The sequence below is a fragment of the Streptosporangium becharense genome, from assembly GCF_014204985.1.
Classification (GTDB): Bacteria; Actinomycetota; Actinomycetes; order Streptosporangiales; family Streptosporangiaceae; genus Streptosporangium; species Streptosporangium becharense.
In genome coordinates, this window is sequence record NZ_JACHMP010000001.1 from 607,995 (window position 1) to 627,400 (window position 19,406).

Consider the following 19,406-nt stretch of genomic DNA (forward strand, 5'->3'; position numbering starts at 1 on the left):
CTCATATGGGGACAATATGCCCATAGTGAATGTCGAAACACCCCCGCCGCGGAGAACGGCCTCGGGGAGCGGAGGGTAAGGTTGCCGGTGACGGGGAGATTCCTGCTGGTCCGCCCCGATGGTCGTGGGCGTTGCGCCGCGGCCCGGCCCGAGCAAGGCGCACCGGTGCGTCTTGTGACGCTCCCGACGTAAAGGACTTCGGCCCGCGCATGCCCGCCTCGCCCGCCGCCTGCTGCCCGCCGTGACGCTTTCGCCCCGGTAGCCGCGCGCTCGGCGGCAGCCGCGCACGCGGCTCGTCGAGGCCCGCCCGGGATCGCCGACCCCGCCGTCCGTCCCGTCGCAGGTGCCCTCTCACCTCTCCTCCGTCCGTCGTCACCCCTGTACGCCCCGGTCGCCGCGCGCCGCCGGGCTGCCCCCATGACCCCCTATGTCTATGCGTTAAGGACACCTGTTGCCCCGCTCGTCCTCACCTGCCCGTCTGCTGCCCGTCTCCCGGCCGGCCTGGTCGTCGCCGAAGGTCGCCCGCACCGAGATCCTGTCCGGCCTGGTCGTCGCCCTCGCCCTGATCCCCGAGGCGATCTCGTTCTCGATCATCGCCGGCGTCGACCCCAGCGTCGGACTCTTCGCCTCCTTCACCATGGCCGTGGTCATCGCCGTCGTCGGCGGCCGCCCCGCGATGATCTCCGCCGCCACCGGCGCGGTCGCCCTCGTGGTCGCACCGCTGACCCGCGAGCACGGCCTGCCCTACCTGATCGCCGCGGTCATCCTCGGCGGCGTCATCCAGGTCGCGCTCGGTGCCCTCGGCGTGGCCAAGCTGATGCGGTTCGTGCCACGCTCGGTGATGGTCGGCTTCGTCAACGCCCTGGCGATTCTGATCTTCATGGCGCAGGTGCCCGAACTCACAGGTGTGCCGTGGGCGGTCTACCCGCTGGTGGCCGGCGGCCTGGCGCTGATGGTGTTCTTCCCCCGCGTCACCACGGTGGTGCCCGCCCCGCTGGTGTCAATCGCGATCCTGACCGCCATCACCCTCGGCGCGGGCCTGGCCGTGCCGAGGGTCGGCGACCGCGGTGCCCTGCCCTCCTCGCTGCCGGCCTTCGGCCTGCCGGACGTGCCGTTCACCATGGCCACCCTCACCCTGATCGCGCCGTACGCTCTGGCACTGGCGCTGGTCGGGCTGATGGAGTCGCTGATGACCGCCAAGCTGGTCGACGACCTCACCGACACCCGCTCCGACAAAACCCGTGAGTCCATCGGCCAGGGCGTCGCCAACATCGTCACCGGGTTCTTCGGCGGCATGGGCGGCTGCGCCATGATCGGCCAGACGATGATCAACGTGAAGAACGGTGCCCGCACCCGGCTGTCGACCTTCACCGCCGGGATCTTCCTGATGATCCTGTGCATCGTCTTCGGCCCCTGGGTCTCACAGATCCCGATGGCCGCCCTGGTCGCCGTCATGATCCTGGTGTCGTTCGCCACCTTCGACTGGCACTCCGTCGCCCCGGCCACGCTCAGGCGCATGCCCTGGGGCGAGACCGTCGTCATGACCACCACCGTGGCGGTCGTGGTGGCCACCCACAACCTGGCCATCGGCGTCGTCGTCGGTTCCGTCACCGCCATGGTCGTCTTCGCCCGCCGGGTCGCCCACCTGGCCGAGGTCACCGTCGTGGTCGACCCCGACCGCAAGCAGGCCGTCTACGCCGTCAGCGGCGAATTGTTCTTCGCCTCCAGCAACGACCTGGTCTACCGGTTCGACTACGCGCACGACCCCGACGAGATCATCATCGACCTGACGGATGCCCACATCTGGGACGCCTCCTCGGTGGCGGCGCTGGACGCGGTGCAGACCAAGTACGCCGCCCGCGGCAAGAAGGTCACCGTGACCGGCCTCAACGAGCCCAGCGCACGCCTGCACGGCGCCCTGGCCGGACAGCTGTCCGGCGGCCACTGAGACACCACCGCGGGCTCCACCGGCTCGCGGTCGAGGTCCACACGCCCCGCCGGAGCCCCCTCGACGGCGCCCGGCGGGCGGTGACCGACACCCGGTGACCAACCCCCGGTGACCGACGCCCGGTGGGCGGCGAGCGGATCAGGCCGTCGTCAGGCGGTGGACCATGCGGACCAGCGCCTCGCGTCTCGCCTCCGGGCTGTCGGCTGCGGTGCCGCCCATCATCATGCGCACGACCTGCGGGGCCGAGAACCACCAGGTGGTCAGGGCGAACACCGCGTAGAGCAGGTGCGCGGGATCGAAGTCACCGGTGATCTCCCCCGCGGCCTGGGCCCTGGCAAAGGCGGCGAGCTTGTCCGCGTAGTGGGCCCTGCGTTCGCCCTCGGCCACCGCGGCCTCCCGGCCGTCGTCCTGCAGCCCCTCCCAGGACAGCAGGCGGAGGAAGTGCGGATGGGCACGGTGGTAGTCGAAGACACGCCCCGCGTACTCACCGAGATCCGCGGCCCGGTCCCCGGTGAGCGGTACGGCCGCGGCCACCTTGGCCAGCTCGGCTTCCAGGACCGCGGTGAACAACTGCCCCTTGCCGCCGAAGTACTGGTAGATGCGCTCCTTGTTCACCCCGGCGCACGCGGCGATGCGGTCCACCCGCGCACCCTGCGGTCCGTGCTCGGCGAACTCCTCGACCGCGGCGTCGAGCAGGAGCCTCTTCGTCCGCGCTGTGTCCCAGGCCATGGGGTCAGCCTACAAGATTCCAACCGTTCGGTTGGAATCTGCCGGACGGCATGCCATACTCCAACCAGACGGTTGGAGATGGCCTCCGGCCCGGCGGTGGGTGCTCCTCCCGACGGCCGGTGCGGCGGGCCCCGGCCCCCGCACGACCAGGCGGGGCCGCGCTCCCGCCGGTCACCCGGCGGCCTCTCCCCCAGGCACGTCCACCCCACGACAGATCGGTACCAAGACATGACCACCGCACCACAGACCACCCGCGAGATCGTCGACGCCTTCTTCGCCCGCTTCGGGGAGGGGGACCTGCCCGGCCTCCTCGACCTCTTCGCCGACCGGGTGGACTTCTCCGTCGCCGGCGCGCCGAACGTCCCCTGGACCGGGGCCCGGTCCACCAAGGACGAGATCGCCGAGTTCTTCACCCTGCTCGGGAAGGAGCTCACCCCCGCCGAGGAGTTCAGCGTCGACGCCACCGTCGTCGACGGCGGGCACGCCGTGGTCACGGGGCGGAGCCGCTTCGGCGTGGTGTCCACCGGCAAGACGTTCACCAACCCCTTCGCCCTGCACTTCACCGTCGCCGACGCGAAGATCACCGGCTATCGGATGTACGAGGACAGCCACGCGATCGGCGTCGCCTTCACCCGCTGACCCCGGCCCCGGGGCCGGGCCGGCGGCGCGCACCGGCCCGGCCCGATCCGGCCGGGCCGGCGATCCGAAACGGACCGGGAGGGGAGGAGGCCGTCGGTCCGAGGCGGACCGGGGAAGGAGGCCGGCGGTCCCGGCGGTCCTGGCCCGGGAAATCAGCACCAGAAGGCGTACGTGATACCCCCGGTGGTCACCGTGCCGCTGCCCTGGTCGAGGACGACGATGGTCGCGGGCCCGGTCTGCTGTGCCCGGCAGCGCATGTCGGCGACGTAGTTCCAGCCACTCAAAGCGCCCTGGGCGTTGGCGGTGAGGGAGCCCAGGGAGTACGGGCCCACCGTGCCGATGCCGACCGCGTAGAACCGGACGCTCTGGTTCGCGCTGAGGCCGGTCCCGGTGGCGTAAAGGTAGCCGCCGCCGCCGAGTTGGTGGCTCTCGGTTCTGACCGACACGCCGCCTTGGGGGGTCGCCCCCGGATCGACCAGCCGGTAGGGTGCGTTGGCGTTGTCGCTCTTGGCCTGGGTACGGCTCGACGGGACGACGCACACCAGGTCCGACGGCCTGGTCTCCCGCCACACGAAGCCCTGCTTGCAGAAGACGCTTCCGGGCTGCTGGTTCGACGGGCCGGCGGCGTTCTCGGCCGCCGTCTGCGAGCGGATCGCCGGTGTCACGCACACCAGGTCGCCGGCAGTCGCCTCCCGCCAGACGTAACCCTGCTTACATGTGTAAGGCGCCAGCCGCTGAGCGGCGGCGTCCGCCGGAGCGGCGAGAACCGGCGCACCCGCGGCCAGCGCCAGCGCGGCCATCCAGGCTCCCACCCGGCGGCGTGACGTGACTTTCCCGGCGTTTTCCCCCGCTGTTCTCTCCGGCATTTCGGCTTCCCTCCGCATCGACGTGGCGCGCGTATTTCGACACCGAGAGAGTGATCTTCCCCCGCCCCCCGGTCAAGACCCGTTTTTCGGCATTCTTTTATGGGCCTGCGGAAATAGCCGCCGCGGGCGAACCAGTGACGCGGCCGCCACTCCTTCCGCACCTCCGTGCCCGGCCGGATCGCACTCACCGGGGCCGGGGCTGCGGAAGGAGCCGGGAGTCGAGGAAGCCGGGAGGTCAGGAGGCCGGGGCTTCACCCGCCGGAGGGTTCCCCGGAGCGTAGAAGACCACGTCCCACCCGTCCGGGCCGGACACGACGCACCGCACCTCGTGCGGGCCCGTCTCGATCGGCCCGGCGTCGAGTCCGAGCTCCGCCGCGTGGGCACGGGCCGCGGCCACGTCGGCCACCTTCACCATCACGCTCGGGCCGGACGAGACCCGGTCGGTGCCGGACAGCGCGAGCCGGCCGGAGGCGAGGTCGAACTGGGCCCACCGGCCGCCGTCGACGAATGTCGGAGCCGCCCCCAGCAACGCGGCCCACACTTCGGCGGATTTCCTCAGATCGGCGCAGGGAATGACAGGTGCCAGCGAGAACGCCGCCGGAAGCAGCTCCATGAGGTTTCCCTTCCTCGAAGGATTCGCACGAGCACGCTATTGAGCGGCGGCCGCACTGTAAACCCCGGAAAAGCCGCTGTGAATTCCGGAAAGAGGACGCACGGCGGTCGCGGCCCCGGTGGCGCCCGGCCCCTCGGTAGACGCGGCTCTCCGCACCGGCCGGTCCACCCCTCGCGCGCCTGCCGCCAGGACGGTATATGTGATCGCCTTCACTTTTTCCGGGAAAAATCCCGCCTCATCCACTACGTTAAGATCAACAACTGGTGCACCGAGAGTGGGATGGACATGAAGGACGTGCCGCTGGAGATCGATCCGGCTGTTCCGAGCGTCGCCCGGATCTACGACTACCTCCTGGGCGGCAAGGACAACTTCGCCTCCGACCGGACGGCGGCCGAGAAGATCATAGAACTCACGCCCAACGTGCGCGACGGGGTCAGGTCCAACCGGCGTTTCCTCCGCCGGGCGGTGCGTTTCCTGGCGTCGACGGGAATCCGCCAGTTCCTCGACATCGGCGCCGGCCTGCCCACGCAGGAGAACGTGCACCAGGTGGCGTTGGGCGTGGCTCCCGAGTCCCGCGTCGTCTACGTCGACAACGACCCGATCGTGCTCGTCCACGGGCGCGCGCTGCTGGCGGACAACCGGCAGACCATCGTGGTGAACGGCGACCTGCGGGACCCCAAGGCCATCCTGGACGATCCGCAGGTCAGCGGGCACATCGACCTCGACCGGCCGGTGGGCCTGCTCATGCTGGCCGTCCTGCACTTCGTCCCCGAGGACGACACCGCCGAACGGATCGTCGCGACCCTGCGTGACCGGCTCGCCCCCGGCAGCGGCATGGCGATCAGCCACCTCTCCTTCGGAGACCTGGACGAGGACAAGGTGCGCGAGGGCCGCGAGCTGTACAGCCGGACCTCCGCGGGCTCCGCGACCCCGCGGTCCCACGCGCAGATCATGCGTTTCTTCGACGGGTTCGAGCTCGTGGAGCCCGGTCTGGTGTCCACCGACGACTGGCGCCCCGAAGCGGACGAGCCCCGCTTCCCCGGGCTTCCCGGCGTGGACGGGTACAGCGGGGTCGCTTTGCTGCGCTGACCACGGGGGCCCACGGGGGCCGGGGCGGGCCGCACGGTCGTGCGGCCCGCCCTGCCACGGGAGGTGCTCGTGCCCCGGTGAGGCCGGCCGGACCGGCGTCACCGGGGCACACCCGCCGGCGAACGGTTTCCGCGTGCCGGCGGTGCGGGCGGTGTCAGCCCCGGAGACGGACGGTCACCGGCTTGCCGCCGGCGTGCCGCGCGGTCAGGACGACGTCAGCCCCGGATGCGGACGGTCACCGGGTCTTCTTCTACCGTTCCCCCGTCCCGTCGTCCTGCCGGGGACGGAGTACGTAACCGGTGTATCGGTAGTCCGCGCCGTGCTCGTGACGCAGCGCGATCTCCGCCCGGGTCGCGGCGACCGCCCGGGCCGTCGCCTCGTCGGTGAGGTCGGCGGCGTCGAGCCGTCCGGCGAGCGGGGTGTAGTACTCGTCGAACCAGTCGGAGTCGGGCAGCGGCAGGACCGCGACGACGGTGTAGCCGGCCTCCCGGGCCGCCGCGGCGTTCCGCTCGGTGGTCCGCAGCGGATACTGCGGGTCCCAGAACGCCCGCGCGCCGGGCGAAGGCGTTTCGGTGGCCCACTCGCACTCGGTGAGGACCAGGACACCGCCGGGGGCGAGCAGCCGGCGCCACTGCCGCAACGCGGTGTCGAAGCCGAGGATGTAGGCGGAGCCCTCGGCCCAGACCACGTCGAAGCTCCCGTCCGGGTAGGGCAGGTCGGCCATCGAACGGTTGACGGGCTCGACGGCGCCGGCGAGCCCGCGCCGGCGGGCCTCCGCGGTCAGTTCGTCCAGGAAGGGCTGGTGCAGGTCGACGGCCGTGACGTGGCCGCCGGTCTCGGCGGCAAGCAGCAGCGCCGAACGGCCGGGGCCGCAGCCCAGGTCGAGCATCCGAGGGCGGGGCGGCAGCGGTCCCGCCAGTTCCAGCAGCCGGCGCGTGGTGGCGTCGGAGCCGGGTGCCTGGCGGGGCAGGCCGTGATGCAGGGCGAAGAAGGCGTCGACGAAGGGGTCGCTCATCGCGAGAAGGGTTCCTTGCTTTCGGTTGAGGACCCCGACCGGCGGCGGGAGCACCCCGCGAGGCGGCGGAGGACTCCTGTCAGGTCAGGACCCGAGAAGTGAGGACGGCGTTCGGGCCGGGCGGCCTCAGCTCCACGCCACCGGCAGCTCGATCGGTCCGCGGATGGCGTGTCCCGACCTGCGGGGGATCTCCTCGACCGGGACGACCAGACGCAGCTCCGGCAGCTCACGGGTGAGCAGCGTGATCGCCGTCACGACCTCCATGTGCCCCAGATGCCGGCCGATGCAGTGGTGGGCACCGTAACCGAACGCCAGATGCCGGTTGGGGGTGCGGCCGAAGTCGATCCGGTGCGGGTCCGGGAAGACCCTCGGATCGTGGTTGGCGGCGTCGTGCGAGGGGATCACCACGTCGCCCGCCACGAGGGCCGCGCCGCTGGGGAGCACGACGTCCTGCACCACCCGGCGCGGCATGTCGTCCGCGGCCGCCGTGGAGAAGATCCGCTCCAGCTCGGAGACGGCGCCGGGGATCGCCTCGGGATGATCGGTGAGGTAACGGTAGGCGGTCGCGTACCCCCCGTACGGGTGGGTGAGGAGGACCTGGACGTAGGTGCCGATGGAGCTTTCCGTGGTCTCCCACCCGCCGACCAGTAGCGCGATCGGCAGCTTGATCAGCCTGTCGAAGGGCAGGTGCGTCCCGTCCGCGGCGATCTGTGACAGCAGGTCACCGGTCGGCTCCCGGCGACGGCGCTCGATGAGACCCACCAGGTAACCGGCCATGGCCTGCTCGGAGGCCGCCGCCTCCTGTCTGCTGAGGGCACTGCTGGCGAGGAACGCCTCGCCCCACCGGCGGAACTGTGCCCGATCCTCCGGCGGAAGCCCCAGTATGTCGCCGATGACGTCGAGGGCGAACGGCAGCGCGAACGCCTCGATCAGATCGGCCGGTTCGCCCCGGCCGGTCATCACCGCCAGCTGCGCCGCCGCCCGGGCCTCGACCCGGCCGCGGATGCCCTCCACCGCCTGCCGGGTGAACCGGTCCCTGACGACCTTCCGGACCGCGGCGTGGTCGTCGAGGTCCAGGCCGAGAAGCGTTCCCTCCAGCTCCACGTCGTCGACGTCGAGGGCACGCTCCCGCGAGAAGCTCTGCTGGTCGCGGAGCACCTGCATCACGTCGTCGTAGCGGGTGACCAGCTTGGCCCGGGTGCCGCCCACCCGGATGACCTCCGTGACGCCGGTGCCGGTCTCCCGGATCTCGTGGTACCGCTCGTTCTTGTACAGGCCCGGACGGTTCACCCCGTCGGCGTCCTGGTCGAGAGGGTGGGCTATCGGGCAGGCGGCGGAGTCCTGCGGCCCGGCGGTCACGGTCATCGGCGGAGTCCCTTTCTGACGGAGGCGGTCAGCACGGCGCGGAGGGCGGACGGCGAGGGCCGGAGAGACGTGGGTCGGAAAGACGCGGGTCGGAAAGACGCGGGTCGAACGCCTTGAAGATCATAAAGGGGGGAGGCTCCGGAAGGAAGGTGTCGCGTCCCGGTTCTGTGATCTTCTACGACCGTGGAACCGGGATGCGGGCAAGACGCTCCGGAGCGTGACCGGCCGCCGGATCAGGAGCGTCCGGCCTCCCCCGCCGGGGGCACCACGACCAGCGGGCAGGCAGCGTGGTGGAGCATGGAGTGGCTCACCGAGCCCAGCACCAGCCCGGCCAGGCCGCCGCGTCCGCGCGAGCCCACGACCAGCAGCCCGGCACGGGTCGAGGCGTCCCGCAGCGCGTCGACCGGGTGCCCCTCCTCGGACTGCTCGACGACCTTGACGTCCGGATACCGCTCGCCCCACCCGGCCAGGGCCTCGGCCAGCACCCGCCGCTCCTCCTCGGCCGTCTCCCCCACGGGCGGCGGGGGAAGGGGCCCGCCCACGCCGGGCCGCTCCCAGGCGTGGATCGCCCGCAGGCCGGTGCCGCGCAGCGACGCCTCGGCGAAGGCGAAGGCGAGGGCGTCCGCGCCGGCCGGGGAGCCGTCGACCCCGACGACCACCTCACCGTCCGGCCGCTCGGGCACGTCGCGCACGACGACCACCGGGCACCGGGCCTGGCCGGACACCCCCAGCGCGACCGAGCCGAGCAACATGCCGCGGAAACCGCCCAGTCCGTGACTGCCGACCACCAGGAGCTCCGCGTCCCCGGCGGCCTCGATCAGGGCCGACCGGGGGTCGCCGGGAAGCAGCCGCGACTCCGCCTCGACCCGGGGGTTCTCCCGGCGGGCCCGCTCCAGCGCGTCCGTCACCATGGAGGTGGCCCCGTCGCGCATCCACTTGGCCACGGAGGCGTAGCGGCCGTCCTCCGGGGTCTCCAGGGGCCAGGCCGGCATGACGTGCACGACCCTCAGGGATGTGCCGCGCACCCCCGCCTCCCGCGCCGCCCAGCCCGCGGCCGCCAGACCTGCCGGCGAACCGTCGACTCCCACTACGATCATGCTGTCCTCCAGGTGTTCATGATTCTCATCCCATCATCCGGCAGCCCGCGGGTGCCCCCGCCGCGGACCCCGCCGGCGCGTTCCCCGGCCGGGGTGCCGCGAGCCCGTGGGACCCGCCTCAGGCGGGGGCACGGCCAGGGTGCCGTGAGCCCGTGGGACCCGCCTCAGGCGGGGGCACGGCCGCCGGGACGCCGGGCGAGGTCGCACAGCAGCGGGGTGAGGACCGCCGCGGCCAGGGCCGTTCCCCACCCGGCCGCGGGCAGCGGCACCAGGGCGAGCGGAGCGCCGAGCGCGGGCACGAGGGTGACGAGCACCTGGAGCAGGGCGGTGACGGCGACGGCGGCCAGGAGCGCGCGGCCGTGCCACCATCCCGGCTCGAAGGTCCACCGGCGGGCCCGCACGACGTAGGCGAGGGTCAGCCGGGCCATGACCAGCGCGAGAACCGCCTGGGTACGGACCTGTTCCTCGTTCCAGCCCATCCTCCGGGCGGCCTCGACCGCGGCGATCACGAGCAGGGCGACGATCGACGACCGCACCGCGACCCTGCGGATCACCGTGCCCGACAGCAGGCCGTCGTGTCGCGGCCGGAGCGCCAGCGGGTCTCCCGCGGGCCGGTCGACGCCGAGCGCGATGGCGGGGATGCCGTCGAGCGCCAGGTTGATCCAGAGCAGGTGGACAGGGAGTAGCGGGACGACCAGTTCCGGCCAGAGGACGAGGCCGGCGAGCACCAGAATGATCTCCGCCAGGTTGCCGGTCAGCAGATAGCCGATCATCGAGGCGACGTTGTGGTGAAGGCGGCGCCCCTCGCGGATCCCGGTGACGATGGTGCCGAGCTCACCGTTGGTGACCACGACGGCGGCGGCCTCCCGGGCGACGTCGGTCCCCTCCTCGCCCGCCATCGCCACGCCCACGTCCGCGTGGCGGAGCGCGGGCGCGTCGTTGACCCCGTCACCGGTCATGGTGACGACCTCGCCGTGCGCGCGCAGCGTGCGGACCAGGTCGAGCTTGGTGGAGGGGTCCACGCGAGCCAGGACGGTCGCCCCGCGCAACAGCGCGGCCCTGCCGTCGCCGTCGCCCGCCGCGTCGAGGGACGCGCCGGTGACCACGGGCCCGGGCTCGATGCCGACCTCGTCGGCGACGGCCCGGGCGGTGTCACCGTGGTCTCCGGTCACCATCATGACCCGGATGCCGGCGGACCGGCAGTCGGCGACCGCCCGCAGCGCCGACGGCCTGATCTCATCGCGGAGCCCCACCAGGCCGAGCGGTCGCAGGTCCCCGGCGTCCAGGTCACCAGTGTCCCCCTCGGCCAGCGCGAGCACCCGCAGCCCCTTCCCGGTGAGGTCGCCCACGGCCTCGGCCAGCCGCCGGGTCCGCTCACCGGGCACGCAGCGGGCCAGCACGACCTCCGGTGCCCCCTTCACCGTGAGCACGGGCCCCTCGGTCACCACGGCCATGGACCGGGTCTCCGCGTCGAAGGGCCGGCTGGCCAGACGCTCCTCACCCGCGGCCGGCCGCACCCCGTGTTCCTCGGCCGCCGCCCGCAGCGCCACGTCGACGGCGTCGCCCAGCCCGTCGCGGGCGTCGTTGCAGCGCAGCGCCGCCCGCCACAGGTCCGCGCCGGGCACCTCCACCCGGTCGACGACGGTGAGCCGCCCGGTGGTCAGCGTCCCCGTCTTGTCGGAGGCGACGACGGTGGTGGCGCCGAGGGCCTCGATCGCCGACAGCCGCCGGACGATCACCCCCAGCCCGGCCATCCGCTGGGAGCCCAGAGCCAGCGCGGTGGTGACCGCGGCGGCGAGGCTCTCGGGGACCGCGGCGATCGCCAGCGCGACCCCGGCCAGCACGATGTCGAGCAGCGCGGCCTCGCCCCGTACGACCCGGGTCAGGCCCATCAGGACCATGACGACGCCCGCTGCCAGCGCGAGCAGGCCGATCCGCCGGGACGCCTGGGCCAGGTCCGCCTCCAGCGGCCCCTTGGACCCGCCCTCCAAGGCACCGGCGATGCGTCCCATCTCGGTCTCGGCGCCGGTCCGCTCCACCAGGGCCACCCCCGAGCCGCGGACCACGAGAGTGCCGGAGAACAGCTCCCCGTCCCGGTCGCCCAGCGGCGTACCCGGACCGGTCTCGCCTCCGGCCCGCTTGTCGGCCGACTGCGACTCCCCCGTCAGCACGGCCTCGTCGACGGCCAGGGCACTCGCCCGGAGCAGCCGGGCGTCGGCGGGCACCCGGTCACCGGCCGCGACCTCGACCAGGTCACCGGGCACGACCTCGGCGGCCGGGAGACGCCGGGTCACACCGTCGCGCCTGACCTTGGCCATCGGCGCGGTGAGCGTGCGCAGCGCGTGGACCGCCTGGTCGGCCTTGACCTCCTGGCTGACCCCGATGACCACGTTCACCAGCAGGATCGCGAGAATCGCCACACCTTCGGGCACCTCGGCCAGTACCACCAGCGTCACCAGCCCGGCGATCAGCAACAGGATCGACAACGGGTCGGCGAGCTGCCGCACCGCGCGGGCGAGCACGGTGGGCGGCCGGGAACGCGGCAACTCATTGGGACCGTGCTCCTCCAGCAGCCGGACGGCCTCGGTTCCGCTCAGTCCCGGCATGGTGTCCGCGTCGGTGTGCATGGGACCAGGAGATCATCGCGACGGCGACCGGATCGTGAGGCGAAGGCCACCGGCACGCGGGACCTTCGACCCGCCCTGCCCGCACCTGTGCCCGCTCTGTCGGACCCCGCCCTGTCTGTGTCGTCTCGTATGTGCCGTCCTTTCTGTGCCGTTCTACGCCTGCTCTGCCCGCGTCTGGTCCGCGCGTGCCCGGTCCCGGCGGCCCTGCGTGGGCCCCGTTCCACCGGTGCCCGGCGTCGGCGCTCCAGCGGCGTCCGGTGCCGGCGCTCCGCCAATACTCCGGCGGTGCCCGGTGCCGGCGCTCCGCCGACGCTCCGTCGACATCTGGAGTCAGCGTTCCTCCAGGATCTCCGAGATCGGCCGCCGTACGCCCTTGCTCTGGTCGAAGGTCACTCCCAGCCGCATGATCATCTGGGGGTACTCGTCCGAGCACACCTCCTGCCGCAGGAACTCCCGCAGGTGGAACATCTCCAGCGCCTGGGTGTGGAAGGCCGCGCTGACCCCGTACGCCGAGGCGTGCAGCAGCACGCGCTGCAACGCCTGACCGGCGGTGATCCAGTCTTTCCTGGAGTCCGTCACCGTGGTCAGGATCGCCACCAGGCCGGTGGAGGTGGAGAAGAACTGGTCGGCACCGCTGCCCCACGGGTGGCCGTGCGCGTAGTCGCGCTGGGCGAAGTGCGGGCGGGTCCTTCTGGGCTCGCGAGGGTAGCCCTGCGCCGGGACGCCGTCGCCGCGCGGGCTTCCGGGAGGCTGGGCCCAGCGGATCACCTCCAGGGTGAGCAGCCGGTCGGCCCCCTGCGCGTCCTGGGCCGCGCAGGTGAGCGCGGCCACCACCCGGACGGCGGCCTCGGAGCGGACCGGTGTCAGGCGCGCTCCCTCGGCGCCCGCCTGCGCCACCAGCTCGTCGGCGAGCCGGTCGGGCACCGGCAGGTCGGTGAACCCGGCCCGGTGGGTGCGGCGGTGCTCGATCTCGGCGTACAGCAGCCGGGTGTGCTCGTCGGCGGTGACGGCCGGTCCCACGCGCACCGTCGCCAGCAGGGCGGGGCGGTCCGGGTCGGGCAGCACGCGCGTCCGCGGTTCGTACCCCAGCTTGCGCAGCGCGAGCCGCAGATTCATCAGGGCCGCGCCGCAGCTGATCAGGAGCTCGCGTCCCGCGGGGTCGCCGACCCGCAGCTTCCGCTCACTGTCGGCGCGCAGGGCGATCTCGTCACCGTCGACGGCGAAGGTCCATGGCTGGGTGTTGTGCACCGACGGCGCCCACCGGGCGGCCTGCACCGCCGTCCTGATCGCCGCGGTGATCTCCTGGGTCGTTCGGGTGGTCATGGCTCCACCTCCGTCATGGATGTCACGGACACGAGAGGCTGAACCCGGGCCAGGTCGTCGCATCGGTGGGTCAGGTGGTTCTCGACGTCGAGGACGCCGTCTATCCCGCGGACGGCCGCGACCAGAAGCGAGCTCTGCGAATGCAGTCCTACCCTGCCCGACAGGGTCAGCACCCCTTCTTCGACCCGGGTGGCCAGTTCGCTCCGGTCGACGCCCAGGCGGTCGCAGAGCGCGGTGACCTCACGGTCGATCTCCGTCGCGGGGCGGACGAAGACCTTGAGCAGGTCGCTCCGGCGGACCGCACCGACCAGGCGCCCGGTGACCGCGTCGATCACGGGAAGCTGCTTGATCCGGTGCCGACGCATCATCCGGGCCGCGTCCCGGACGGGAGTGCCCCGCGTGACGGTGATCGCGGGAGCGGTCATGATCTCTCCCGCCGTGGTGCCCGCCGCCTTGCGGCGTTCCTCGCGCTTCCTGCGACCGGCGAAGACGGCACCCGCGTGCATGCGCAGCTCGGTCTCCTTGAGCAGCAGGTCGTCCTCGGAGACCACGCCGATGGGCCGTCCGTCGGCGTCCACGACGGTGACCGCGCCGACCTCGAAGCGCCGCATGGCGTCGACGACCTCGATGAACGACGTCTCCGGCCGGACCGCGACCGCCACGGAGCCCATGACATCCTTGACCTTCATCGAATACCTCCAGCGCGGAGACCCCCGGCTCGGCCGTGGGGAGGAAGCCGGAAAGGACCTTCTCCCCCGAGGATCCCCCGGCGGGCACGAGGGCGTCAGCGACGAAAGTCCCCGATGGAGGGGTCCATGGTCTGCTCCGCGCACCGGGACTCCGGCGGCCCGGCGAGCGGGCGGCTCCGCGCGCCGGGATTCCGCGTGTCCGGCCGGCCTCACCCCCGGGGGGGCACCACGGCGACGGGGCAGTGCGCGTGGTGCAGCACGCCGTGGCTCACCGAGCCGAGGACCGCCGAGCCGAGCCGGCCCATTCCCCGTGACCCGACGACGACCAGGTCCGCCCTGTCGGACGCCTCGCAGAGAGCGGCGACGGGGTGCCCGCAGACCGCCGTCTCCTCGACCTCGACCCCGGGGAACTTCTCCCGCCAGGGGGCCACCGTGTCCGTCGTGACCCGCTGCCCGGCCTCGAAGAGATCCTCGGAGAACGGCGGGTAGACGGGGGCGTACAGGCCGACGACGGGCATCTGCCAGGTGTGGACGGCGTGCAGCCGGGCACCGCGCCGGGCGGCCTCGGTGAAGGCGTACTCCAGCGTCACCGCCGAGTGGGCCGAGCCGTCGAAGCCGACGACGACCTCCCCGTGCGGCCGCTCCGGCTCTCCCCCGATGGCCTCCCCGCGCCTGTGCCCCCGCTCTCCCCGGACGACCACGACCGGGACGGTCACGTGCCCGGCCAGGGTGAGGGAGACCGAGCCGAGCAGCAGCCCGGTGAACCCACCCAGCCCGCGGCTGCCCACCACGACCTGCTCGGCGTCCGCGGCCTGGCGTCGCAGCACCTCGGCCGCCCGGCCCGGCTCCAGCGCGGTCTCCACCGTCAGGCCCGGGACCCGCCGGCGGGCCGTCTCGGTCGCGGCGTCCAGCACCTCCCGGTAGTGCTCGGTCACCGAGTCGCGGAACCCGGGCGGGGTCTGGAGCGGGATGTCGTAGGTCCACGGCTCGCACGCGTGGACGATCCTCAGCGCGCAGCCGCGCCGCGCCGCGTCGTCGGCGGCCCATTCGACCGCCCGCTGCGACGACGGTGAGCCGTCAACGCCCACCACCACATGCGCTGTCATCTCGACCTCCTCGGTTTCTCTCTCCATTCGACCACCTGCCCGCGTGTTCCGCAGCGGCCGGAGGGGCCGTTCACCTGGGACTTCATGCATCCGGGGCTTCGGAAGGGGGCAGGCGGGACGCGTCGCCCCCCGGACACCGCCAGGACGCCCCCGGGACACCGGTCCGGCGCGAAGACGCCCGCGGCCGAAGCCGCGGGCGTCCGTCACGACCGGACCACGGCCACCGGGCAGCGCGCGTGGTGCAGGACACCGCGGCTGACCGACCCGAGCAACGCCGCTCCGATCAACCCCCTGCCCCGCGAGCCCACGACGACCAGGTCGGCCCGGCCCGAGGCGTCGGTGAGGGCGTCGACGGGGTGCCCGCTCCGGACGTCGTCCACCACCGTCACCCCGGGATACTTCTCCCGCCACGCCTGGAGGCGTTCCCTGACCACCTCGTGTTGTGCCCGGCGGATCTCGTCCATGTCGTAGACGACCTCCGGTGCGAAGGCGTGCACGGGCAACTGCCAGGCGTGGACGGCGCGCAGGACACACCCGCGCAACCGGGCCTGCTCGAAGGCGTAGGCCAGGGCGGGCTCGGACTCGGTGGAGTCGTCGACGCCGACGACGACCTCCCGGCGCGCCTCCTCGCCTCCGGGACGGACGACGACCACCGGGCCGTGGGCATGCCCGGCCACGTGCGTGCTGACCGAGCCGAGCAGTGCCCCCGCGAAGCCGCCAAGCCCCCTGCTGCCGAGTACGGTCTCGGCGGCGGCGTCGGCCTCCCGGCGCAGGATGCCGGTGAGCGACCCCTCGATCAGCTCGGTGCTCACCTCGACCGACGGCTGGCGCGCCCGGACCGTCCGCTCGGCTTCGAGCAGCACCTCACGGCCGCGCTCGACCATCATCCTCGGCAGGTCGGGGACGGCGAAGCGCGGGGTGTCGTACGGGCCGCGTTCGACGACGTGCACGATCCGCAGCGGCAGCCGCCGCCGGAAGGCGTCGTCCGCGGCCCACCTGACCGCTCTGGTCGCGTCGTCCGAGCCGTCCACCGCCACGACGATCGGCGGGGAGCCTTCGGACGGATCCGGAACCGTCCGGCCGGTGTTCGTCGAAGACATGTCTTCCTCCTGGCGTGCGCTGTGGGTGGGGGGTAGGGATGGGGAACGGCTTCGGCGGCCGGTCACGCGTAGGCCGGATGCGCCGTTCCGAGCGGGGAACCGTCCGGGTCCTGCGGGTTCGGCGGGGCCATGTCGGCCGGCCGGCCGACATGGCCGGGGGACACGGCGACCGTCGGGCAGGGGGCGAGGGCGAGACAGGAGCGCAGGGTCGCGCCCGTGTACGCGGCGGCGCCCACCGGGCGGCACCCCAGGACCAGGAGATCGGCCTCCGCGGCATGACGGAGCAACGCCAGGGAGGCCCTCTCCCGGCAGACCAGCGAACGCACCGGGACCTCGGGGTACTCCTCGCCGACCGCCGCCACCGCCGCCGCCGCGACGGCCTCGGCGTCCGCCCGCAGGGCGGTCTCCTCGGCGAGCGCCGCGGGAGAGACGTACGGCGCCCGGCGCCCGAGCAGGTCGCCCCACGCGTGCAGGACGACCAGCTCCGCACCGGTGACCCGGGCGTGCCGCCCGGCCCACGTCAACGCCGCCCGCGCGGCGGCCGAGTCGTCGACACCGACCATGATGCGGAGCCGTGCTTCTGGGTACGTCATGGTGTTCTCCCCTGTCCGTCCGGTGAGTTCCGGCGGGGGCGGCGCGGCCACCGGTCCTCGCGGAGCCCCTGACACCGTCCACCTCCTGCTTTCCCGAGCTGTCACTTCCAGCATCGGCGGGACGGTCCCGGTGGGACAGGGGCACAGGGCCCTCGGGTGTGGGACCTTCGGCACCGTGACACCGCGGCCGCGGCCGGCACGGCGAACACGGCGGACACGGCGGACACGGCGGACACGGCGGACACGGCGGACACGGCGGTCCTCATGGCCGGGTCCGGCACGACGGACACGGCAGGCACGGAGATCCTCGCGGCCGGGTGGTCACGGTGACCACGGCGGCCCGCGGCCGGTGACCACGGCGGCCCGGCGGTCCGACATCCGGAGCCCCCGAGCCCCGAGCCCCGAGCCCCGAGCCCCGAGCCCCGACAAGCCGAGTCAGGGGATGGTGTCGGCCTTGTCAAGGACTTTGGTCCCTAGCGGCAGGTGCCGCCGGGCATGACAGAGTGAACCCGTGAAACGGGGCGGGGTGGCATGAGCGAGCGGACGATGGAGAAGATCCCGCGAGAGGAGTCGCTCCGCCTGCTCGCCGGCACGGCGATGGGGCGGGTGGTGTTCACCCTGCACGCGCTCCCGGCGGTCCGCCCGGTCAACCACATCGTCGACGACGGGGACATCGTCATCCGCACCCACATGGGCGCCGCCATCACCACGGCGGTCAGCGGTCACGACACCGTGGTCGCCTACGAGGCGGACGCGATCGACCTGGACGACCACCTCGGCTGGAGCGTGGTCGTGATCGGACCGGCCCGCGTGGTGCACGACGAGCAAGAGATCACCCGCTACCGGCGGCTGCTGCGCCCGTGGGTGGCCGGGAGCATGGACCACGTGATCCGCATCCGGCCCGAACTCGTCACCGGGTTCCGGCTGGTGGCCGCCGGCAGGGCCGAGGAGCCGGCGGACGCCTGACCCGGAGGACGCCGGAGGGTCCAGAGGGCACGGAAAGACGCGGAGGGCCGTCAGGCCGCGGAGGACTGCAGCGGGACATGCCCGCAGCTCAGTCCGCGTCGCGGCGGGGCGGGTAGCGCAGGATCCGGTCGTCGCCGTCGCGCACGTCGCCACGCCCGTCGGTGTTGGACGTGGTCAGCCAGAGCGCTCCGTCCGGGGCCACGGCGACCGTGCGCAGCCGGCCGTACCGGCCGGTCAGCTCAGCGCGGGGCTCGCCGGTCGCGCCGTCGCGCAGTGGCACCGCCCACAGCCGCTCTCCGCGCAGCGCCGCCACGTACAGCGTGTCACCGGCGATGGCCGCGCCGGACGGGGACGCCTCACTCGTGGACCACGTCACCAGCGGATCGGTGAACCGCCCGCCGCGGGTGTCGCCGCCACCCTCGACCTCCGGCCAGCCGTAGTTGCGGCCCGGCCGGATGAGGTTGACCTCGTCGAGGCGGTTCTGCCCGAACTCGGTGGCGAACAGCCTCCCCCGGCCGTCCCAGGCCAGCCCCTGGACGTTGCGGTGACCGAGGCTGTAGACCGGCGAGCCGGACGTGGGGTTGCCCGGCGCGGGGTCGCCCCCGGGGGTGAGCCGCAGGATCTTCCCGTTCGGCCGGGCCGGGTCCTGCGACGAGTCGCCCTCCCCGGCGTCCCCGGTGCCGGCGTACAACATGCCGTCCGGCCCGAACGCGATACGGCCGCCGTTGTGGATGGCGGCCTTGGCGATGCCGTCGAACAGCACCTCCGGGGTTCTGTCGTCGAGCCGGAAGCGCACAATCCGGTTGTCGGAGTCGGTGGTGAGGTAGGCGTACACATACCGGTCGGCGGCGTAGTCCGGTGACACCGCGAGACCGAGGAGACCGCCCTCACCGCCCGCGGCGACACCCGGCACCCGGTAGACCTCGCGGGCCTGCCCGCCGCGCGCGGGCACCCGGAGCACCCGGCCGCTGTCACGCTCGGCGACGAGCGCGTCACCTTCGGGCAGGAACGCCAGCCCCCAGGGCACCTCGATTCCGCGGGCCACCTCCTGCGCGGCACCGAGGTCGGGAGTGCCGCCCGGGGTGCCGGAGGCCCGCGGTGACATGACGGCGCCCGGGGAGGGCGGGGCGACACTCGGGGAGGACGGGGAGGACACGGTGGCGCTCGGGGCGCTCGGGGAGGGAACGGCGGCTCCCGGGGAGACCGCGACGCCGGTCTGCGGATCGGCGGCGCACCCGGCCAGGACGGTGACGAGCGCGGCGGTCAGCAGCGCGGTCCGCGTGGGGGGCGATGATGCCATGGCCCGCGCGGCGGGTGCGGCGGTCGGTGCGGCGGCCTGTATCGCAGCCGGTGCGATGATCGATGCGATGGCCGCGCCGGCGGCCGGACCGACGGCCGGCGCGACAGCCGGACCGACGGCCGGACCGGTGACCGTGTCGGACCGGCTCACGTTGTTTCTCATGACTGCTCCTTCTCCGGTCTGCCCCCGGTACCCGGGCTCCCGTACCCCACCCTGCCAGCCCTGCCCCCGGCGAGGCGGCCCGTGCACGGCAGGAGATCACCGGCCCCGCACACCCGCGAGAGTCGCCGGCCCCTCGTACCACGGGGCGTCGTCCACCGGCACCGCTCCGCCAGGACCGG

17 protein-coding genes are annotated in these 19,406 nt (G+C 73.2%); 4 read left to right on the forward strand and 13 right to left on the reverse strand.

Features of this window, described 5'->3' with window-relative positions; genetic code table 11:
• The first annotated feature begins 478 nt into the window (after window positions 1-478).
• The gene (locus tag F4562_RS02710) at window positions 479-1,948 is read left to right on the forward strand and encodes a SulP family inorganic anion transporter (RefSeq protein ID WP_184540800.1); all 1,470 of its coding nucleotides are present in this window, start codon (window positions 479-481) and stop codon (window positions 1,946-1,948) included.
• Between the two features lie 138 nt (window positions 1,949-2,086).
• Here the strand turns inward: F4562_RS02710 and F4562_RS02715 are convergent, their stop codons facing one another.
• Complete coding sequence (locus F4562_RS02715) at window positions 2,087-2,677, reverse strand: TetR/AcrR family transcriptional regulator (RefSeq protein WP_184540646.1); 591 nt, start codon at window positions 2,675-2,677, stop codon at window positions 2,087-2,089.
• Window positions 2,678-2,905: 228 nt separating this feature from the next.
• Here F4562_RS02715 and F4562_RS02720 point away from each other — a divergent pair, with 228 nt between their 5' ends.
• Window positions 2,906-3,316 carry a nuclear transport factor 2 family protein gene (locus tag F4562_RS02720; protein WP_184540647.1) on the forward strand — a complete coding sequence of 137 codons (411 nt, stop codon included), beginning with the start codon at window positions 2,906-2,908 and terminating at the stop codon, window positions 3,314-3,316.
• A 152-nt stretch (window positions 3,317-3,468) separates the two neighbouring features.
• Here the strand turns inward: F4562_RS02720 and F4562_RS02725 are convergent, their stop codons facing one another.
• Window positions 3,469-4,116, reverse strand: a complete 648-nt coding sequence (locus F4562_RS02725) for a hypothetical protein (RefSeq protein ID WP_184540648.1) — start codon at window positions 4,114-4,116, stop codon at window positions 3,469-3,471.
• A 301-nt stretch (window positions 4,117-4,417) separates the two neighbouring features.
• Window positions 4,418-4,795: a bleomycin resistance protein gene (locus F4562_RS02730; protein ID WP_184540649.1), complete on the reverse strand. Its 378-nt coding sequence runs from the start codon at window positions 4,793-4,795 to the stop codon at window positions 4,418-4,420.
• Between the two features lie 279 nt (window positions 4,796-5,074).
• Here F4562_RS02730 and F4562_RS02735 point away from each other — a divergent pair, with 279 nt between their 5' ends.
• Window positions 5,075-5,884, forward strand: a complete 810-nt coding sequence (locus F4562_RS02735) for an SAM-dependent methyltransferase (RefSeq protein ID WP_311733921.1) — start codon at window positions 5,075-5,077, stop codon at window positions 5,882-5,884.
• 250 nt (window positions 5,885-6,134) lie between these two features.
• Here the strand turns inward: F4562_RS02735 and F4562_RS02740 are convergent, their stop codons facing one another.
• The 9 genes from F4562_RS02740 to F4562_RS02780 form a co-directional block, all read right to left on the reverse strand.
• Window positions 6,135-6,899, reverse strand: a complete 765-nt coding sequence (locus F4562_RS02740; protein WP_184540650.1) for an SAM-dependent methyltransferase — start codon at window positions 6,897-6,899, stop codon at window positions 6,135-6,137.
• A gap of 126 nt (window positions 6,900-7,025) precedes the next feature.
• Entirely contained in the window at window positions 7,026-8,264 is a 1,239-nt protein-coding gene (locus F4562_RS02745) for a cytochrome P450 (protein ID WP_184540651.1), read from the reverse strand.
• A 233-nt stretch (window positions 8,265-8,497) separates the two neighbouring features.
• Entirely contained in the window at window positions 8,498-9,361 is an 864-nt protein-coding gene (locus tag F4562_RS02750; protein WP_184540652.1) for a universal stress protein, read from the reverse strand.
• A gap of 164 nt (window positions 9,362-9,525) precedes the next feature.
• Complete coding sequence (locus F4562_RS02755; RefSeq protein ID WP_184540653.1) at window positions 9,526-11,988, reverse strand: cation-translocating P-type ATPase; 2,463 nt, start codon at window positions 11,986-11,988, stop codon at window positions 9,526-9,528.
• 330 nt (window positions 11,989-12,318) lie between these two features.
• Window positions 12,319-13,311, reverse strand: a complete 993-nt coding sequence (locus F4562_RS02760) for an Acg family FMN-binding oxidoreductase (protein WP_184540654.1) — start codon at window positions 13,309-13,311, stop codon at window positions 12,319-12,321.
• Window positions 13,308-14,000, reverse strand: coding sequence for a CBS domain-containing protein (locus F4562_RS02765; RefSeq protein WP_184540655.1), 693 nt, complete (start codon window positions 13,998-14,000; stop codon window positions 13,308-13,310). Before F4562_RS02765 ends, F4562_RS02760 begins: the two co-directional genes overlap by 4 nt.
• 209 nt (window positions 14,001-14,209) lie before the next feature.
• Window positions 14,210-15,106: a universal stress protein gene (locus F4562_RS02770; protein WP_184540656.1), complete on the reverse strand. Its 897-nt coding sequence runs from the start codon at window positions 15,104-15,106 to the stop codon at window positions 14,210-14,212.
• 203 nt (window positions 15,107-15,309) lie between these two features.
• Window positions 15,310-16,206 (reverse strand): universal stress protein, encoded by an 897-nt coding sequence (locus F4562_RS02775; RefSeq protein WP_184540657.1) that lies wholly within the window; start codon window positions 16,204-16,206, stop codon window positions 15,310-15,312.
• Between the two features lie 62 nt (window positions 16,207-16,268).
• The gene (locus F4562_RS02780) at window positions 16,269-16,799 is read right to left on the reverse strand and encodes a universal stress protein (protein WP_184540658.1); all 531 of its coding nucleotides are present in this window, start codon (window positions 16,797-16,799) and stop codon (window positions 16,269-16,271) included.
• A 531-nt stretch (window positions 16,800-17,330) separates the two neighbouring features.
• Here F4562_RS02780 and F4562_RS02785 point away from each other — a divergent pair.
• Window positions 17,331-17,765 (forward strand): pyridoxamine 5'-phosphate oxidase family protein, encoded by a 435-nt coding sequence (locus F4562_RS02785; RefSeq protein WP_184540659.1) that lies wholly within the window; start codon window positions 17,331-17,333, stop codon window positions 17,763-17,765.
• 88 nt (window positions 17,766-17,853) lie between these two features.
• Here F4562_RS02785 and F4562_RS02790 read toward each other — a convergent pair whose 3' ends face one another.
• Window positions 17,854-19,227: a PQQ-dependent sugar dehydrogenase gene (locus F4562_RS02790; RefSeq protein ID WP_246473339.1), complete on the reverse strand. Its 1,374-nt coding sequence runs from the start codon at window positions 19,225-19,227 to the stop codon at window positions 17,854-17,856.
• Between the last annotated feature and the right edge of the window lie 179 nt (window positions 19,228-19,406).

Bases quoted from the DNA above. Each gene is read 5' to 3' on its own strand.
- F4562_RS02715 (WP_184540646.1), bottom strand. From the start codon at position 2,677: ATGGCCTGGGACACAGCGCGGACGAAGAGGCTCCTGCTCGACGCCGCG.
- F4562_RS02720 (WP_184540647.1), top strand. From the start codon at position 2,906: ATGACCACCGCACCACAGACCACCCGCGAGATCGTCGACGCCTTCTTC.
- F4562_RS02725 (WP_184540648.1), bottom strand. From the start codon at position 4,116: ATGGCCGCGCTGGCGCTGGCCGCGGGTGCGCCGGTTCTCGCCGCTCCG.
- F4562_RS02730 (WP_184540649.1), bottom strand. From the start codon at position 4,795: ATGGAGCTGCTTCCGGCGGCGTTCTCGCTGGCACCTGTCATTCCCTGC.
- F4562_RS02735 (WP_311733921.1), top strand. From the start codon at position 5,075: ATGGACATGAAGGACGTGCCGCTGGAGATCGATCCGGCTGTTCCGAGC.
- F4562_RS02740 (WP_184540650.1), bottom strand. From the start codon at position 6,899: ATGAGCGACCCCTTCGTCGACGCCTTCTTCGCCCTGCATCACGGCCTG.
- F4562_RS02745 (WP_184540651.1), bottom strand. From the start codon at position 8,264: ATGACCGTGACCGCCGGGCCGCAGGACTCCGCCGCCTGCCCGATAGCC.
- F4562_RS02750 (WP_184540652.1), bottom strand. From the start codon at position 9,361: ATGATCGTAGTGGGAGTCGACGGTTCGCCGGCAGGTCTGGCGGCCGCG.
- F4562_RS02755 (WP_184540653.1), bottom strand. From the start codon at position 11,988: ATGCACACCGACGCGGACACCATGCCGGGACTGAGCGGAACCGAGGCC.
- F4562_RS02760 (WP_184540654.1), bottom strand. From the start codon at position 13,311: ATGACCACCCGAACGACCCAGGAGATCACCGCGGCGATCAGGACGGCG.
- F4562_RS02765 (WP_184540655.1), bottom strand. From the start codon at position 14,000: ATGAAGGTCAAGGATGTCATGGGCTCCGTGGCGGTCGCGGTCCGGCCG.
- F4562_RS02770 (WP_184540656.1), bottom strand. From the start codon at position 15,106: ATGACAGCGCATGTGGTGGTGGGCGTTGACGGCTCACCGTCGTCGCAG.
- F4562_RS02775 (WP_184540657.1), bottom strand. From the start codon at position 16,206: ATGTCTTCGACGAACACCGGCCGGACGGTTCCGGATCCGTCCGAAGGC.
- F4562_RS02780 (WP_184540658.1), bottom strand. From the start codon at position 16,799: ATGACGTACCCAGAAGCACGGCTCCGCATCATGGTCGGTGTCGACGAC.
- F4562_RS02785 (WP_184540659.1), top strand. From the start codon at position 17,331: ATGAGCGAGCGGACGATGGAGAAGATCCCGCGAGAGGAGTCGCTCCGC.
- F4562_RS02790 (WP_246473339.1), bottom strand. From the start codon at position 19,227: ATGAGAAACAACGTGAGCCGGTCCGACACGGTCACCGGTCCGGCCGTC.